Raw genomic sequence first — 16,838 nt, 5'->3', positions numbered from 1 at the left:
CTTTCAAGCTTTCACGAACCGTTCAACCGCAGCAATCTCGTTCTGCCGGATATCATGGCCGCCAGAATGCCACTCAATGGTCACCGCCGCCTTCTGAGCCTTGAAGTAATCGGCGAGCGATTGCGTCAGTGGCGCCGGGCAGATCGGATCGCGCTCCCCGGCGGTAATCAGTATGCCCCGGCCCTCCAGCTTCGGATTGGCTTTCGGCTTGAACGGGATCAGCGGGTGCATCAGCACCGCCCTGTCAAAGACGCCTTCCTCGATCATGACATTGGCAAGGATATTTGCACCGTTGGAATAGCCGAGGCCGATTACCTCCGAGGCTTCATGCTCGGCTGCAAGCGTCTTGGCGAAATTTGCCAGCTTCGTCGTGGCGCGCGCGAGATCCGCCATATCGTAGACGCCCTCGCCGGTGCGCCTGAAGAAGCGCGCCGCGCCATATTCGGATACGTCGCCGCGCGGCGACACGATCGTTGCCTCGGGCAAGAGTTGTGAACCGAAGGTGAAGAACTGGTTTTCGTCTCCTCCGGTACCGTGAAGCACGAAGAGGATCGGACTGCCGGGTTTGCCGGCTTTCAATTTATGCGCATAGCCGTGGTCGACCATTGAACTCTCCTTGACACCCGGCCCGCCCGCGCGGGCGGTGCCATACTTGCTCGTCTCATCAAGCTGCATCGCCCTCCCCCGCGTGAAACGGAGGAGGAATCTCGGCCGCAGCGGAGCGGAAGGTTACGCTTCAAGCTTCTGCAGGTGGCTTTCCAGGATCGGGCGCAGATGCTTGTGCTGCTGCGGCAGTTTCAGTGCCTCGCCGAGATGAGCGACCTCCTCGTCACGGGCAAAACCGGGTTCGTTCGTCGCGATCTCGAAGAGGACGCCGCCCGGCGTCCTGAAGTAGATCGCCCAGAAGTAGTCGCGGTCGATTACCGGGGTGACGTGATAGCCGGTGTCCATCAGCGCCTTGCGTACTTCCAGCTGCTTTTCGCGATTGTCGACCGCGAAGGCAACATGGTGCACGGAGCCGGCGCCTTGCGCCGCACGATTGACGTTCGGCAGCGTTTCGAGATCGACGAGGCTCGCGCTGTTACCGCCGGGCACGATCAGCCGGGTGACGCCATCCTTCCGGTCGAGTTCCTCATAGCCCATGAACTTGAGCAGTTCGGAAGTGGCGCCCTCATCGCGCAACCGCATAGCGACCGAATGGAAACCACGGATCCCGTGGTCCTCGGAAATGCCGCCCTCGGTCCAAGGCGTGCGCGGATCGTCCCTTGCCTCGACCAGAGCGAAGCCGTCGCCATCGGGGCCGGCAAAGTTCAGCCGCTTCTCACCGAAGGTTTCCTCGTCCTTGAGGCCCGTGATGCCAAGCTTGCTCAAGCGATCCCGCCAGAAGCCTAGGGAACCGACGGGAACGGAGAAGACGGTCGTCCCGACCTCTCCGGTGCCGGCGCGACCGCGCGGCATCTGCGGAAACGGGAAATAGGTCATCACGGTGCCGGGCGTCCCGGTCTCGTCACCATAGTAGAGGTGGTAGACGTCCGGTGAATCGAAGTTCACGGTCTTCTTCACGCGACGCAAGCCGAGCGTGCTGGTGAAAAACTGGTTGTTGGTGCGGGCGTCGTCCGCCATCGACGTGACGTGATGCAGGCCCTTGATCTGGTCGAGCATTGTCATATTCCTTTCTGCCCGTCTCCAATCGGGCTCGTTGATGACGCATAAATGCGCTCTTCCCCTCCTTTGCGAAAGGCTGAGGCGGACAAACGCATTGTCAACGCGGCGTTGACATACTCAGCCGCTCGTTGAGAAAAACCGACAGCGATGAGTGACTTGCCACCGGTTGAGCGGATGCCTACCATCGACTAAATCGGTCACCCGAGAAGAACGCATGGAGGAGGAGCCAGGCATTCTGTGAAATATCGTTTCGCGCTTGTGCTCTGCCTTCTGCCATTTATCGCTGTGCTTATTGCCTGGCAGGGCAATGCCATCGCTACTCGCCGCTATATGCAGGAGGCCTCAGCGCAGGCGACGACGACGCTGAGGCTTGCCGTCTCCGCGTTGAGCGGCCACCTCAATCGCTACCAGGCGCTTCCCGCGCTGATCGCGGATCACGATGACGTCAAGGAGCTGGCCACGCGGCCACAGGACCGGCGGCTTCGCGAGAGCGTCAACAGCTATCTGAAGGAGATCAACAAACTCCTCAGGTCCTCCGATATCTATGTCATCACCCCCGATGGCGACACGATCGCTGCAAGCAATTACGACGGTCCCGCAAGCTTCGTCGGGCAGAACTTCAGCTATCGCCCCTATTTCCAGGACGCCCTGAAGGGAGTCCAGTCCCGCTTCTATGCGCTCGGCACGACGTCGCTCAAACGCGGCTATTATTTCGGTTCGCCGATCCACATCGGCAGAGAAATCCGCGGCGTCATTGTCTTCAAGGTCGATATCGAGACGATCGAGGCTTCCTGGCAGGGGGGCGAGTACAAGCTGTTCGTTTCCGACCCTGAAGGCATCATTTTCATGAGCGGCAGTCCGGAATGGCTCTACGCCGGCATCCTGCCGCTCACGCCCGAGCGGCTCGCGCGCACCGAGGCCTCGCGCCGCTATGCTAATGCCGTTCTCCGCCCGTTGCCGGTATCGCGCAGCAGGCTTTTTGATCACCAACTGATGCGGATCGCAACGGGCGATACGAGTCGGGAATACCTCGTTCTTTCGCAATATATGCCGGAAGCCGATTGGACTGTGAACGTGTTGATCGATACGGCGTCGGTGAAGACACAGGCCATGACCGCCGTCGCCGCCGCAATGCTGCTTTGCGGGCTGGCCGGCCTTGCAGTCGCCGTGCTCTTGCAACGCCGTGCGCGCCTCAGGGAGCGCTTGCTGATGCAGGCGCAAGCCCAGAGCGAGCTTGAGCGCCGCGTCGAAGAGCGCACGGCAGATCTCGCACGCGTGAATGCCCAGATCGAGGAGGAGATCGCCGAGCGACGGCTTACCGAACAGCAATTGCGCCAGACCCAGGCAGATCTCATCCAGGCAGGCAAACTAGCCGGCCTCGGCCAGATGTCGGCGGCGCTCTCGCACGAGTTCAATCAGCCACTTGCAGCCGCCAAGACCTATGCCGACAGTGCTGCGCTCTTGATGGAGAGGGGGCGGACGACCGAAGCGAGCGACAATATCAGGCGCATTTCCGGCCTCATCGACCGCATGGCGTCCATCAGCAGGCATCTGCGCAATTTTGCCCGCAAGCCCAATGAGAAGCTTGGCCCCGTGCCTCTCGACGAGGTCATGCGCGACACGATGGAAATCGTGGCGGCTCGGATCAAAGCAGCCAATGCCACGGTGAACATCGACCTCGGGGACGCGCCTCTTGTCGTCCGGGCGGGCTCGGTCCGGCTACAACAGGTGCTCGTCAACGTCATCTCCAACGCCGCCGACGCGGTCGAGGGCCTCAATGATCGTGTAATCTCGGTCAAAGCCAGACGCGAGGGCGACCAGGTCGTGATCACGATCCGCGACCGTGGGCCTGGCGTGGCATCCGCCATTGCCGAACGCATCTTCGACCCGTTCTTCAGCACCAAGGGCGTCGGCAAGGGCCTCGGCCTCGGCCTTTCCATCTCCTACAATATCGTCAAGGATTTCGGCGGCAACCTGACGGTTTCCAACCACGTCGAGGGAGGCGCCGTGTTTCGCATCGAGCTTGCGGCGAGCAGCCGGACCAAGCGGGAGGCTGCCGAATGACCGAAAGCCGGGTCCTGCTCGTCGACGACGAAGAGGAGCTTCGCCATTCGAGCGCCCAGGCACTCGAGCTTGCGGGTTTTCGCGTCGACACGTTCGCCAGCGCCGAACACGCGCTCGAATTCATCGGTTTCAGCTTTTCCGGTGTCGTTATCAGCGACATTCGCATGCCGGGCATGGATGGCATGACCTTTCTGCAGCGCATTCGCGAGATCGACGCCGAGGTCCCGGTCATCCTTGTGACCGGTCATGGCGACGTCCAGCTCGCCGTTCGAGCGATGCGCGAAGGCGCCTATGATTTCGTGGAAAAACCCTTCACGGCGCAAACGCTCGCCGGCACCATTCGCCGCGCGCTCGAGTGGCGCGGTCTCGTGCTTGAAAACCGCCGCCTGAGAGCGGTTGCAGGAAAGCGCGACGACATCGAGCAACGGCTGCCGGGGCGAAGCCAGGCGATGGTCGACCTGCGTTACCGGGTCCGCGCCATCGGCGCATCCGACGCCGATACGCTGATCATCGGCGAAACGGGTGTCGGCAAGGAAGTCGTGGCGCGCGCACTCCACGATCTGAGCAGCCGCGCCAACAGCCCGTTCATCGCCATCAATTGCGCCGCTCTTCCGCAGACGCTGATCGAGAGCGAACTTTTTGGGCATGAGGCCGGGGCTTTTCCGGGCGCGTTGCGACCGCGCTACGGCAAGTTCGAGCACGGACGTGGCGGCACGATCCTGCTCGACGAGATAGGCTCGATGCCCTTCGACCTACAGGCGAAGTTCCTCCGCGTGCTGCAGGAACGGGTCATAACCCGGCTCGGCTCCAACGAGATTGTACCGCTCGACGTACGCTTCATTGCCACGAGCAAAGTCGATCTGGAGCGCGAGGTTGCCGCCGGCCGCTTCCGCGCCGATCTGCTCTATCGGTTGAATGTCGCGACACTGCGGGTGCCGCCGCTAGCCCAGCGCCGTTCCGACATTCCGCTGCTTTTCATGCAGCTTGTGCGCGAATCCGCCGCGCGCTACGGCCGTGATGACGCCGAGATTTCCCCTGCCCTGGCGTCGGAAATCGCCGAGCGCGACTGGCCCGGCAACGTTCGCGAATTACGCAATGCAGCCGAACGCTTCGTGCTCGGACTCGAAGCCGAACAGGACGACGCCGCGTCCACACAGGTGAACGGCGCGCGTCTCGCCGACAAGGTCGCCGCCTTCGAAAAGAACCTTATCGCCGGTGCGCTTACGGTCCATGGCGGGGCTTTGAAGCCTGTCTATGAGGCTCTCGGGATCTCGCGCAAGACGCTCTACGAAAAGATGCAGAAGTACGGTCTCGACAAGAGGCTTCTGACGGCGGACGCATCACGCGAAGACGGCATGTGATCGGCCTTCAAGCCTTTGAGCGGGATCGGGGCTCAGGACCGCATCGCATCTCGCCGTCCCGCTCAAGTGAATCCACAACCTCGACAGGTGTCTTCATGATGATTTCACGATGCGGGAACGGGATTGAGATGCCGGCCGCCTTGAACGCATCCCACAAAGCCATGAGCACCTCGCCGCGGACGTTGGTAAGCCCGTTGCTCGGATCGGAAATCCAGAATCTCAGTTTGAAGTCGAGCGACGATGATCCAAAGGCGGTCATCCAACAGACCGGCTGGGCGTAGACACTGGAAACCCGCGGAATGGTTTTCGCGGCCTCGATCGCTATGCGGACAACCTCGTGCGGATCGCTGTCATACGAAGTGCCGAAGCTGACCTCGATGCGGACATATTCACTGGAAAACGACCAGTTCACGACCTGCTGGGAAATAAAGTCTTCGTTCGGGATGAGATATTCCTTTCCATCTCTCGTGATGACGGAGACGAAGCGGGAGCGTAGGTCGCGGATAGAGCCGAAGGTTTCTCCAAGCGTTATCGTGTCCCCCGGTTTGATCGATTTATCGAGAAGAATGATGATTCCGGATATGAAGTTGGAGACGACCTTCTGCAGGCCGAAACCGATGCCTACGCCGACGGCACCCGAAAAGACCGTGAGAGCGGTCAGATCGATTCCCGTCGCAGACAAGGCAACAGCGCCGGCAAATACAATCAATCCTATCTTGATGAGTTTGCTGATGAGGACCTTGAGCGATGGCGTCAGATCCGCGGACTTCTGTATCCAATGCGATGACATGTTGCCAAAGAGAACGGCCAGCCAGATTAGCGCCGCAGAAAGGACGACCGCCTTCAAAACCAACAACATCGAAAGACGAACCGCACCGAGATTGACGGCCATGCCGTCAAGGGCTGCCTGGATCGTGCGATCCAGTCCAAGGGCGTAAAGTGCAAAATAGAGCCAGCCGGCGACGGCAACGACCCGCGCGAGCGTCTGGTTCCTGATTATGCGCGTGAGCACCGAGATGACAAACCATGCGGCAACGAGCGTGAGGGCTGTAGCCACCATCCACCGGTACGAGGGCCATCCAAATCGCAACAGCACCACATCCGCGATCCACAGCCACACGATCAAAAAGAGCCACCGCAGCCGTCGCATGAAGGCGATGATGACGCGCAGCAGATCGGGGTTTCCCTTGATGGTGCGCGCGCGGGATTCCAATGCCGGCTCTATCCGTTTTGCCAGAAAACCGCAAAGCAGGTAACCGGTTACGATCAGAACGGACTGATAGAGCGTCCATTCGTTCAGAAGAACAGTCTGCAGCCAGGATCCGGCAGCGTTGACCGCTTCTATGAAATCCATCACCTTTCTCGTCGAAATTTCCGCAGGGCAACCCGCGGCGTCGAGTTTTGTATAATCCGAATTTCGGATCATTATTGAAAACTCGGAGCGGCCAAGGATGGTTCCTAACCTGGGCCCTAGCCATGGGGATTTGCGAAAGATTGGTCTGCCGGCGAGAAATTCTCCGGCCCGGTTCTTGTTCGCTTTGCCGGGCTGATTTTCGCCGTCGCGGTGCTGATGACAACGGTTCACCGGCCAGCCGGCCGCTCGAAGCGGGGGCGCCCTGCGCGATAAACGGAGACGCAGTACCCCGCGTCTCCGTAGTTTGAGCTGCGGATCTCAGACGTTAAAGGCGGCGCCGATCAGCGTCTTGGTATAGGGCTCCTTCGGCGCTTCGAAGATCGCGTCCGTTTCGCCCTCCTCGACGATGCGGCCGTTTTTCATCACGATCACATAGTCCGACATCGCCTTCACGACCGAAAGATCGTGACTGATGAAGATGTAGGAGAGCCCATGCAAACGCTGCAGATCGCGCAGAAGCTCGATGACCTGCCCCTGCACCGAGCGATCGAGCGCCGATGTCGGTTCGTCGAGGATGACGACCTTCGGCTTCAGGATCACGGCGCGGGCGATCGCGATGCGCTGGCGCTGGCCGCCCGAAAACTCATGCGGATAACGGTTGCGCGACGCCGGATCGAGGCCGACCTCCTTCAGGGCCGCGATCGCGCGGCGATCCCGCTCGGCCCGGTTGAGCCCGGGTTCGTGCACGTAGAGACCTTCGGTGATGATCTCACCGACCGTCCGGCGCGGTGACAGCGAGCCGTAGGGGTCCTGAAAGACGAGCTGGAGCTCGCGGCGCAGGGGCCGCATGGAGCTCCGGTCGAAACCGGAAATATCCGTCGTACCGAAGCGGTAGTGCCCCTTGCTCGGCAAGAGCCGGAGCAGCGCCCTCCCCAATGTCGACTTGCCGGATCCGGATTCACCGACGATACCGATCGTCTGGCCTCGCCTCAGGCGCAGATTGACGCCATCAACGGCGCGAAACACCCCAGTCGAGCCTCGGAACAACCCGCCACCGATCGCATAGTCGACCGCGACGTCCCGGCCCTCCAGAATGATCGGCGCAGTTTCCGGGGGCGATGCCTTGCGTCCGCTGGGCTCGGCTGCAAGCAGCATCTTCGTATATTCGGCCTTCGGCCGTTCGAAGATGTCAGCCGTCGTGCCGTGCTCGACGACCTCGCCGCGACGCATCACGGCGACGCGCTCGGCAAAATGCTTCACGATGCCGAGGTCGTGCGTGATCAACACGATTGCCATGCCGAAACGCTTCTGCAGCTGCTTCAGGAGATCGAGGATCTGTGCCTGGATGGTGACGTCCAGCGCGGTCGTCGGTTCGTCGGCGATCAGGATATCCGGCTCGTTGGCGAGCGCCATGGCGATCATCGCGCGCTGGCGCTGGCCGCCTGAGAGTTCGTGCGGATAGCTGTCGATGCGCCGAGCGGGCTCAGGGATGCCGACGAGCTCCAGCAGTTCGAGCACGCGCTTGCGCGCCTGCTTGAATGTTCCCCCGCGGTGATGGACGATCGGCTCGGCGATCTGCCGCCCGATCGTGTAGAGGGGATCGAGCGATGTCATCGGCTCCTGGAAGATCATCGTGATCTTCGAACCGCGCACGTCATTCAGCGCCTTTGGCGCAAGGCCGACAAGCTCGCGGCCGCGATAGCGGGCCGAGCCGGTCACGGTGCCGTTCGTCGCCAATAGCCCCATGATGCCCATCATGGTCTGGCTCTTGCCGGAACCGGACTCGCCGACGACCGCCAGCGTCTCGCCGGCGCGGACATCGAGATCGATGCCTTTCACGGCCTCGACAGTGCCGTCCGGTGTCGAAAAGTCCACCTTGAGGCCGCGAACGGTAAGAATGGATTCCTTCATGTCTGCCATGTCAGCGGTCCTTCGGGTCGAGCGCATCGCGCAGGCCGTCGCCGACGAAATTCAGCGAAAACAGCGTGACGACGAAGAAGATGGCCGGGAAGATGAGCAGCCACGGCGCCGACTGGATGTTGTTTGCCCCTTCGGAGATGAGCGCGCCCCAGCTCGTCAACGGCGCCTGCACGCCGAGGCCGAGGAAGGAGAGAAAGCTCTCGAGCAGGATGACCTTCGGCACGACGACGGTGACGAAGACGATCACCGGGCCGATGGTGTTCGGGATGATGTGACGGCGGATGATCTGCCAGTCGGTAAGACCGAGCGCCTGGGCCGCCCCCACGAACTCGCGCCGCTTGAGCGCCAGCGTCTGTCCCCGCACGATACGCGCCATATCCAGCCATTCGACGGCGCCGATCACCAGGAAGATCAGGATGAAACTGCGGCCGAAGAACACGACGAGCACGACGACGAGGAAGACGAAGGGCAGCGAATAGAGGATCTCGACCAGACGCATCATGACATTGTCGACACGCCCGCCGATATAGCCGGAGGTCGCCCCGTAGACCACACCGATGCCGAGCGAGACGAGGCTCGCCAGCAGCCCGACGGCGATCGATATCTGTCCACCGAGCATCACGCGAACGAGCAGGTCGCGGCCATTGGAGTCGGTGCCGAAGGGGAAATATTCGCGATCCACCTGGCCCTCGACCTTAAGGGTGCGGCCATCATCTTCGGTGGCGACGACCTTCGTGCCTTCGAACTCGTTGGCCCTGTCGAAGTACCGCGTCGCGCGCGGGTCGATCGGCTGATCCGAAGGAGAGGTAATCGTGGCAGTGAAGTTTTCGCCCTCGACGTTGAATTCCTTGAGCGTGACGCGGGCGCGGGTCGCCACACCTTCCATCACGTCCTGGAGCGTCGAGGTATCCGGCCGCGGTTCGAGGCTGGGGGCAATCGAGACGTAGGACGGGAACACCTGATCGTAGCTATGCGGCGAGAATAGCGGCCCGACGAAGGAGAAGAGCGCAATCAACACCAGCATCACACAACCGGCCATGGCGGCGCGGTTGCGGCGGAAGCGGAGCGCGGCGAGCTGGAAGAGGCTGCGGCCCTTGGTTTCCGCAGGAACCTCCGGTACGTGGACGATATCAGTCATGGCGAACCCTCGGATCGAGCAGGCCGTAGAGAATATCGACCAGAAGATTGAAAACGATGACGAAGATGGCGATGAGGACGACGGTGCCCATGACCAGAGTGTAGTCGCGGTTGATGGCGCCGAGTACGAAATAGCGTCCGACACCCGGGATGGTGAAGATCGTCTCCACCACGGCCGAACCTGTAAGGAGGGCGGCCGCACAGGGTGCGAGATAGGAAACCACCGGAAGCATCGCGCCGCGCATCGCGTGCGTCACCACGACCGCGCGCGATGGCAGACCATAGGCCTTGGCGGTACGGATGTGGTCGGTGTGGAGCGCCTCGATCATCGATCCGCGGGTCAGCCGGGCGAATACGGCGAGCTGCGGCAGCGCCAGGGCAATCATCGGCAGGATCAGGAAACGGAACGATCCGTCTCCCCAGCCGCCTGCCGGCAGCCACGACAGGACGATCGCGAAAACGAGTGTCAGGACCGGGCCGACAACGAAGTTCGGAACCGTGACGCCGATCGTCGAGACCGCCATGATCCCGAAATCGAGGATGCTGTTTTGCCTGAGGGCTGCAATGGTGCCGGCGATCACACCACCGATGACGGCCAGAAGCAGTGCGTAGAATCCGAGCTCCATCGAGTAGGGCAGGCCCTTGCCGATCAGCTGCGCGACATTGTTGTCATGGTAGATGTAACTCGGGCCGAAGTCGCCCGTCACCGCATTGCTGAGATAGATGAGGTATTGGCGCCAGAGCGGCTGATCGAGGTGGTAGGTCCTCATCAGGTTCTCCATCGTGGAGGGAGGGAGAGGACGCTCGAGATTGAAGGGGCCGCCGGGGGCAAACCGCATCAAGAAGAAGGATATGGTGACGACGATGAACAGCGTCGGCACCGCACTCGCCAGTCGGCGAAGGATGAAGGGGATCATGGATGTGCTCCGAAGGCGACGCGCGGCAGCGGCCGCGCGTCGCCTCAGTTCGTTATTCGGCGACGCTCAGGAACTTGCTCAAATGCGCGTTCGGCCCGTTGTCCTGCCAGCCCTTGACGCGGCTCGAGACGAGCCACAGGTCTGCCTGGGTCAGGAACGGCGCGATCGGCTGTTCCTTCATCAGCAGGGTCTCGGCTTCATGGAGGATCTTCGAGCGTGCCGCCGGATCCTGTTCTTCATAGGACTTCTTCATCAACGCGTCGAATTCGGCGTTTTCGAAGTGTCCGTAGTTGAAGGTCTTGTTGGTGCTGAGGCTCAGCGCCAGGAAGTTTTCGGCATCCGCATAGTCGGCAACCCAACCGGCACGGGCGACGTTGAACTTGCCGCCTTCCTGCAGGTAGGCGTAGTGCGACGACACGTCGAGGTTCACGAGCGAGACCTTGGCGCCGAAGGTGTTCTTCCACATGTCGGCAACAGCCGTTGCAACACGTTCATGGTTCGGGTTCGTGTTGTAACGGATTTCGATGTTCAGCGGCTTGCCGCCCTCGCCGTAGCCGGCCTCCTTCATCAGGGCGATGGCCTGATCTTCGCGGTCGAGCTGAGACAGGTTGGCAAAGTCGGCCTTCGCCGGGTCGCCGTAGCTCTCGATGCCCGGCGGCACCATCGAATAGGACGGCAGCTGCGAACCGCTGTAGATCTCCTTGGCGAGGAAGTCGCGGTCGACCGCCATAGAGAGCGCCCGGCGAACGCGAACGTCGCTATAGGGTTCCTGCCGCGTGTCGAAGGCGTAATAGTAGGTTGCAAGTGTCGGCGAGACGTGGACCTGGTCGCCATACGACTTGCGCAGCCGCTCGATCTGGTCGGCCGAGAAGTTGTAGGCGAGATCCATTTCCTTCGCTTCGAAGCGACGCACCGAGGCGGCCTGGTCATCGATCGGATAGAAGATCACCTTGTCGAGCTTGACGTTGGCGGCATCCCAGTAATTGGCGTTCTTCTCGACCGTCAGGCTGTCGTTCGGCACATGGGCGGCGAGCTTGAACGCACCGTTCGAAACCATCACGCCCGGCTTGACGAAATCGGCGCCGTTCTTCTCTACGCTCGCCTTGCTGACCGGAAGCGCGGTCTGGTGCGCGAGCAGCTCCAGGAAGAATGGCGTCGGGCGCTCCAGAGTGATTTCGAGCGTCTTTTCGTCGACCGCCTTCACGCCGAGCTGGTCGACCGGAACTTCGCCCTTGTTGACCTTTTCGGCATTCTTGATCGGGAAGAGAATGTTGGCGTATTCGGCGGCCGTCTTCGGATCCTCCACGCGGCGGAACGAGAAGGCGAAGTCTTCTGCCGTTACCGGCGAGCCGTCCGACCACTTGGCATCGGCGCGCAGCTTGAAGGTATAGACGGTGCCGTCGTCCGAAAGCTCCCAGGTTTCGGCGGCGCCCGGGACGACCTTGCCTGCGGCGTCGTAGATCGTCAGGCCTTCATAGAGATCCTTGAGGATGAACTCTTCGATGTTGATCGACGTGTGGGCCTGATCGAGCGTCTGCGGCTCGCCGGCGTTACCGCGATGAAGCACCGCTTCCGCAAGTGCAGGGCTTGCGCCGATCAGCAGCGAGCCAAGCAACGCTGCGGCGCTGAGTTTAAGTTTCAGTGAGGTCATTGTTTTTTTCTCCTTCCCCTCGTTTTGGGTTGTGATCGCAGGAGAGAAGGGCAAATTCTCAACAAAGGCAAGGCGCTTTGTGCGGAAAATTGCATCCTTCTCTATAGAACGTCATTTTCATAGACGCATAAGTTGTATTTCGTTTGCGGTGGTTTTCGTCGCTTTTGCGACTTTGGTCAGGCTGGACAGCGATCGCCGGATTGGCAGACTGTAACGTTTTAGATCGGATTCAAACTTCGACACTTCTCCTCCTGGAAACGTCCTGAAAAGGACGCCATGCAAAGTTCGTGAATTGATACGGCACTTTACGTAATATGCGAAAAAATTTGCGGCACCTGTCGCAATCTTTTTGCAACATCATGCGTCCGTGCCGATGGCGCCACTGCGTCAGCGATGTGCGATTTGGTCGCCGGCGCCTATCGTCTGCCACCGACCTGTGCTCCTTTTGCCCGCTCCGTGCGCCACCCTGCCAGCACCACCAGAAAGCGAAAGCCGCGATTTCTGACCATGCAATTTCTCATCCACAGCAAAATCCGCTGACGCACGTCCATCAAGTGCCCGGCCGTGCCGCTGCCCCCGTTGCCAAAAGACCCGCATGAACTATTGTGCCCCTGACTTGGTACGGCAACGTCCATTCCGTCCGTCGGAGAGTGCTCGAAGCGGTCTTCGACGACCTCGCCGAGCGGGCGCTGTTTCAGCCCGTGTCCGCCTATCCATGGCGCCTGGAGTGGAGGCGTCCAGCATCAGGGAGATTTCGAATGGCATTGATCACATTGCGGCAACTGCTCGACCATGCAGCGGAGAACAATTACGCGCTGCCAGCCTTCAATGTGAACAATCTCGAATATATTCAGGCCGTCATGCGAGCCGCCGACGCAACGGACTCTCCGGTGATCCTGCAGGCGAGCCGCGGTGCGCGTGCCTATGCCGGCGACGCCTTCCTGCGCCATCTGATCCTCGGAGCAGCCGAGGAGTATCCGCACATCCCGGTCTGTCTGCATCTCGATCACGGTGACCAGCCGTCCACCTGCATTTCCGCTATCACCAACGGCTTCACCTCCGTGATGATGGACGGTTCGCTCGAAAAGGACGGCAAGACTGTTGCGAGCTACGAATACAATGTCGCGGTAACGGCCGAGGTCGTGAAGATCGCCCATGCAGCAGGCGTTTCCGTCGAAGGCGAACTCGGCTGCCTCGGCAACCTCGAAACGGGTGCCGGCGACAAGGAGGACGGCCACGGGTTCGAAGGCAAGCTTTCCCGCGAGGAACTGCTGACGGATCCGGAGCAAGCCTTCGATTTCGTCTCCAAGACTGGCGTCGATGCTCTTGCCGTCGCGATCGGCACGAGCCACGGCGCCTACAAGTTCACGCGCGAGCCCGACGGCGAGATCCTTTCGATCGACACCATCGCCAAGATCAACAGGCGGCTGCCGAACACCCATCTCGTCATGCACGGATCGTCATCGGTCCCGGCCGACCTCCAGGAGCTTTTCAACGCCTATGGCGGCAAGATGAAGAAGACTTGGGGCGTGCCGGTTGCCGAAATTCAGAAGGCAATTCCGCTCGGAGTCCGCAAGGTCAACATCGACACCGATCTCCGCCTCGCCTTCACCGGCGAAATCCGCAAGCACCATCTGGAGCATCCGGACAATTTCGATCCGCGCAATTACCTGAAGCCCGCGATCGCGCGCATGACCGAGGTCTGCAAGGAGCGCTTCGAGGCATTCGGTGCTGCTGGCCAAGCCTCGAAGATCAGGGTGCTGCGCCTGCCGGAAATGGCCAAGCACTACCTCAAGGCCGCCTGATCAAGGCGGCGGGACCGCGATCGAGGCGCTGCGCGTGGCATCCAGGCGAGCACTTACAAACAACAAAGGTAAAGTTGCGACGCGGTGTGCCTGAAAAGCACGCCGCGTTGCTTTTTTGCCGAGTTCAACCTTGGCGCTCCACGCGCGTCTCGTGTTCGTAGAGCTGATCCATGCTGAGCGAGGCGACGTCGACCAGTGGAGTCTGGCTTTTCACACGGCCGCTGCCGAGCACTACCACGTCGTCGCAGAAGGAAATCGTGCTGCGATGATGGCTGATCACGATGGTCGTGCGCCGGCCGGCCCTTAATCTCAACGTCTCGACGATCGCGGCCTCCGACAAACCGTCGACAGCGTTGGTGGCCTCGTCGAGGATCAGGATTTGCGGATCGCGCACCAGGGCTCGGGCGAGTGCTATGCGCTGCCGCTGCCCCGCCGAAAGGCTCGCGCCCCGATAGCCGACGATGGTGCTGTATCCTTCGGGCAGCTTCTCCACGAAGCTGTGCGCCTCGGCCAGCTTGGCTGCCCGCTCCACGTCGGCGATCGTCGCGTTCTGGCCGTAGGTGATGTTTTCGAAGATGCTGCCGTCGACCAGTTCGAGATCCTGGCTGGCGACGGCGATCTGTCGCCGCCACTGAGAAGGGTCTATTTGATCGAGCGGCACACCATCGATGAGAATGCGTCCTTCATCGGGCTCCACAAATCGGCACAGGAGGTTGACGATCGTGGTCTTGCCGGCGCCCGAACGCCCGATGATCGCCGTCGACCGGCCGCTGCGGATTTCGAACCCCGCGGATTGCAGCACGACAGGGCGAGCCTCCGAGCCCGGATATCTGAAAGTTACCTGTTCGAATTTGATGCGCTCGCGCAAACCGTCGACCGGCTCCCGGCCCGTGGGTGGCCGCGGTTTGTCCGACGAATCCAGGAGCCACCGCACCTCTTCGAGCGATCCGCTCCAGCCCTGAATCTGACTCCAGGACATTTGCAGAGCGCGCATGTGCGGCTGCAGACGGTAGAGCAACACGACAAAGGCGACGATTACCGGAAAGCTCACGCCGACAAACCATGCGCTGACAACCGCCGCCAGGAAAAGAGCGGAATGGAGCACTTCGGTGAGTGGCGGCAAAGCGCCCTGGCGGCTCTGCAGGACGAAGCCGGCCCGGCGAACGGCGTCCGAAGCCGTAGCGAACACCGCCTTTTCGCGCTCTTCCTGACCGAACACACGGATCAGCCGCCCGGCATGCACGAGATGAAGCATTCTGGCGGCGAGCTCGCTGTTGAAGGACGTCACCTCGCGGCTCGGGCCTTTGAGGGTGGCCGACAAGGCGGCATGCGCGAGTTGGACAAGGACGAGGCCAAGTGCGACAAACAGCGTCATCTGCCAGGACAGCAGCAGGAGAAACGCGAGCAGGATGACGGCTGCCGAGCCGTTTACCAGCGCCGCGAGCACCGTCTGTATCGCATCGGAAGCGCGCCATGACTCGTTGGAGATGATGTTGAGCAGGCGACCGGGACTGTGCTGCAGGAAGAATGGATAGCCGATCCTTAAGAGCTGGTCCGAGAGCGCGCTTCGGATCGCGTGGCTCGCCTTCCCGTAAATGAAGGTCGTCAGCAGTGTGTTCGCGAAGGCCAGAATGTTCTTGAGCGTAATCAGAGCGAGAACCACGGCTGTGATCGCCAGCAACCTTTGGCCGTCGTCGAGCCCCGCCCCCACCTGCTGGAAGACCGCGGAGATCCCGTTCAATCCGGCGGCACCCTGATTTCCGGCAATAATACCGAGCATGGGGATGATGAGCCCGATGCCCGCGCCTTCGAGCGCGGCGCTGGCAAGGCCGAGAACCACGACGGCGGGAAGCAGGCGCATTTGCCGCCCCAGCGCGTCGCGCAGTACCTCTAGGCCCGGCAATAGGAATCGCAACATGACGGCTCTCACCTCAATTTTGGCGCCGTCTGGTCAATCTGGCGCAGCTCTTGCGGCCGCGTCGAATTGGTCAGGGCGAGACGTACGAACCTTACAGCGCCGAGCAGGTTCATCGATACGATCGGCCAATGGGATAGCTGGAGTTCCGGATCGAACCTGGCGCCGCCAAGACTTTCTCCGCAAGCTGATCTGACGGTCCAGCAGAAGTGCCTGAGCAACCATGGCGCCTTGAAGAGATGCTTCAGACAAAGACCACCATTGCCGAGGCTATAGCTGCGGTGAAGCTTTTCGATGGCTTCGCGGGCCTTCCGTCCGTGGTGGTGATAGACGGTCATGTCAGGGACGTATTCGACAGGGATATCGAGTTGAAAGGCGCGCACGAGATAGTCGGTATCCTCCGCCGATTGCAGCGGTGCACCGGCCCCGAAACGCTCGTCGAAAGGCCCGACGAGCGCCGCCACATCGCGGTGCATCGTCATGTTGCACCCCAGCACGAAACCGCCGGGATGGACGTCTCGGCTCAATCGCGCAGCAACGCTCGATCGCTTGATCGTGAATGGCAGATCCGACGTGTCGCCGAGTTCGACGCGGCCGCCGCGGATGACGCGCCGTTCACCATCGGCGTAATGCCGCTCGAGATCGCCGAGATAGCCGCCGTCGACTTCGCAATCGTCATCGACGAAAACGAGGATCCGGCCGCGCGCCCGTGCCATTCCCGCATTGCGCGCCGCCGCAAGGCCCGGGCGCGGCTCGGCCACTAGCGTGATGGCGACGGGGGACGCCGCCGCTATTCGAACCAGCTCGTCGGGCGTCCCGTCCGTCGAGCCGTTGTCGACGACGACGAGTTCGCTCGTGACGGCAGCACGTGCAAGACATGCGGTCTCGATCGATCGGATACAGGCGGCAAGCGCCTGAACGCGATTGCGCGTACAGACGATGAAGCTCGCGAACGGCCAGAGCCCACCGGAAATTGAAGTGGTGGTGGTCGGCCGTGCGGCCGCTGCGCCGGGATGCTGCTGCGCTGTTGCAGAACGTTCTGACGCCAT

Annotated in this window: 12 protein-coding genes; 3 read left to right on the top strand and 9 right to left on the bottom strand. The window is 61.3% G+C overall.

Going from position 1 to position 16,838, the window contains the following annotated elements; all coding sequences use genetic code 11:
- Nucleotides 1–3 precede the first annotated feature (3 nt).
- Both QN224_RS27265 and QN224_RS27260 read right to left on the bottom strand, forming a co-directional pair.
- A complete protein-coding gene (locus QN224_RS27265; protein WP_283979193.1) occupies nucleotides 4–606 on the bottom strand; it encodes an alpha/beta hydrolase in 603 nt (200 codons plus the stop codon).
- Between the two features lie 123 nt (nucleotides 607–729).
- Nucleotides 730–1,662 carry a VOC family protein gene (locus QN224_RS27260; RefSeq protein WP_283979168.1) on the bottom strand — a complete coding sequence of 311 codons (933 nt, stop codon included), beginning with the start codon at nucleotides 1,660–1,662 and terminating at the stop codon, nucleotides 730–732.
- Nucleotides 1,663–1,902: 240 nt separating this feature from the next.
- Here QN224_RS27260 and QN224_RS27255 point away from each other — a divergent pair, with 240 nt between their 5' ends.
- Nucleotides 1,903–3,729, top strand: coding sequence for a sensor histidine kinase (locus tag QN224_RS27255; RefSeq protein WP_283979167.1), 1,827 nt, complete (start codon nucleotides 1,903–1,905; stop codon nucleotides 3,727–3,729).
- The gene (locus QN224_RS27250; protein WP_283979166.1) at nucleotides 3,726–5,090 is read left to right on the top strand and encodes a sigma-54 dependent transcriptional regulator; all 1,365 of its coding nucleotides are present in this window, start codon (nucleotides 3,726–3,728) and stop codon (nucleotides 5,088–5,090) included. The genes QN224_RS27255 and QN224_RS27250 overlap by 4 nt, the downstream gene beginning before the upstream one ends.
- A gap of 7 nt (nucleotides 5,091–5,097) precedes the next feature.
- Here QN224_RS27250 and QN224_RS27245 read toward each other — a convergent pair whose 3' ends face one another.
- The 5 genes from QN224_RS27245 to QN224_RS27225 all read right to left on the bottom strand — a co-directional run bounded on the left by QN224_RS27245 (nucleotide 5,098) and on the right by QN224_RS27225 (nucleotide 12,069).
- Nucleotides 5,098–6,444, bottom strand: a complete 1,347-nt coding sequence (locus QN224_RS27245; protein WP_283979165.1) for a mechanosensitive ion channel family protein — start codon at nucleotides 6,442–6,444, stop codon at nucleotides 5,098–5,100.
- A 318-nt stretch (nucleotides 6,445–6,762) separates the two neighbouring features.
- Nucleotides 6,763–8,364, bottom strand: a complete 1,602-nt coding sequence (locus QN224_RS27240) for an ABC transporter ATP-binding protein (protein WP_283979164.1) — start codon at nucleotides 8,362–8,364, stop codon at nucleotides 6,763–6,765.
- A 1-nt stretch (nucleotide 8,365) separates the two neighbouring features.
- Nucleotides 8,366–9,502: an ABC transporter permease subunit gene (locus tag QN224_RS27235; protein ID WP_283979163.1), complete on the bottom strand. Its 1,137-nt coding sequence runs from the start codon at nucleotides 9,500–9,502 to the stop codon at nucleotides 8,366–8,368.
- Nucleotides 9,495–10,418 carry an oligopeptide ABC transporter permease OppB gene (oppB, locus tag QN224_RS27230; protein ID WP_173512426.1) on the bottom strand — a complete coding sequence of 308 codons (924 nt, stop codon included), beginning with the start codon at nucleotides 10,416–10,418 and terminating at the stop codon, nucleotides 9,495–9,497. Before oppB ends, QN224_RS27235 begins: the two co-directional genes overlap by 8 nt.
- A gap of 52 nt (nucleotides 10,419–10,470) precedes the next feature.
- Nucleotides 10,471–12,069, bottom strand: a complete 1,599-nt coding sequence (locus QN224_RS27225) for a peptide ABC transporter substrate-binding protein (protein ID WP_269275774.1) — start codon at nucleotides 12,067–12,069, stop codon at nucleotides 10,471–10,473.
- 758 nt (nucleotides 12,070–12,827) lie between these two features.
- Here QN224_RS27225 and fba point away from each other — a divergent pair.
- Nucleotides 12,828–13,874, top strand: coding sequence for a class II fructose-bisphosphate aldolase (gene fba, locus QN224_RS27220; RefSeq protein ID WP_283979162.1), 1,047 nt, complete (start codon nucleotides 12,828–12,830; stop codon nucleotides 13,872–13,874).
- A 124-nt stretch (nucleotides 13,875–13,998) separates the two neighbouring features.
- On the opposite strand, the gene QN224_RS27215 is transcribed toward fba, so the two are convergent.
- Together QN224_RS27215 and QN224_RS27210 are read right to left on the bottom strand one after the other, a co-directional pair.
- Entirely contained in the window at nucleotides 13,999–15,792 is a 1,794-nt protein-coding gene (locus QN224_RS27215) for an ABC transporter ATP-binding protein (RefSeq protein WP_283979161.1), read from the bottom strand.
- An 8-nt stretch (nucleotides 15,793–15,800) separates the two neighbouring features.
- Entirely contained in the window at nucleotides 15,801–16,838 is a 1,038-nt protein-coding gene (locus QN224_RS27210; protein WP_283979160.1) for a glycosyltransferase, read from the bottom strand.

Origin of the sequence: Sinorhizobium sp. 7-81, from assembly GCF_030124405.1 — a bacterium.
In the GTDB taxonomy this organism is placed as follows: Bacteria; Pseudomonadota; Alphaproteobacteria; order Rhizobiales; family Rhizobiaceae; genus Sinorhizobium; species Sinorhizobium psoraleae.
This window is presented reverse-complemented; position numbering and strand designations above follow the sequence as displayed.

Excerpts from the sequence above, each read along its gene's own strand:
- QN224_RS27245 (WP_283979165.1), bottom strand. The coding sequence starts at position 6,444 with ATGGATTTCATAGAAGCGGTCAACGCTGCCGGATCCTGGCTGCAGACT.
- fba (WP_283979162.1), top strand. The coding sequence starts at position 12,828 with ATGGCATTGATCACATTGCGGCAACTGCTCGACCATGCAGCGGAGAAC.
- QN224_RS27215 (WP_283979161.1), bottom strand. The coding sequence starts at position 15,792 with ATGTTGCGATTCCTATTGCCGGGCCTAGAGGTACTGCGCGACGCGCTG.
- QN224_RS27260 (WP_283979168.1), bottom strand. The coding sequence starts at position 1,662 with ATGCTCGACCAGATCAAGGGCCTGCATCACGTCACGTCGATGGCGGAC.
- oppB (WP_173512426.1), bottom strand. The coding sequence starts at position 10,418 with ATGATCCCCTTCATCCTTCGCCGACTGGCGAGTGCGGTGCCGACGCTG.
- QN224_RS27210 (WP_283979160.1), bottom strand. The coding sequence starts at position 16,838 with ATGGCGTCAGAACGTTCTGCAACAGCGCAGCAGCATCCCGGCGCAGCG.
- QN224_RS27265 (WP_283979193.1), bottom strand. The coding sequence starts at position 606 with ATGGTCGACCACGGCTATGCGCATAAATTGAAAGCCGGCAAACCCGGC.
- QN224_RS27225 (WP_269275774.1), bottom strand. The coding sequence starts at position 12,069 with ATGACCTCACTGAAACTTAAACTCAGCGCCGCAGCGTTGCTTGGCTCG.
- QN224_RS27240 (WP_283979164.1), bottom strand. The coding sequence starts at position 8,364 with ATGGCAGACATGAAGGAATCCATTCTTACCGTTCGCGGCCTCAAGGTG.
- QN224_RS27235 (WP_283979163.1), bottom strand. The coding sequence starts at position 9,502 with ATGACTGATATCGTCCACGTACCGGAGGTTCCTGCGGAAACCAAGGGC.
- QN224_RS27250 (WP_283979166.1), top strand. The coding sequence starts at position 3,726 with ATGACCGAAAGCCGGGTCCTGCTCGTCGACGACGAAGAGGAGCTTCGC.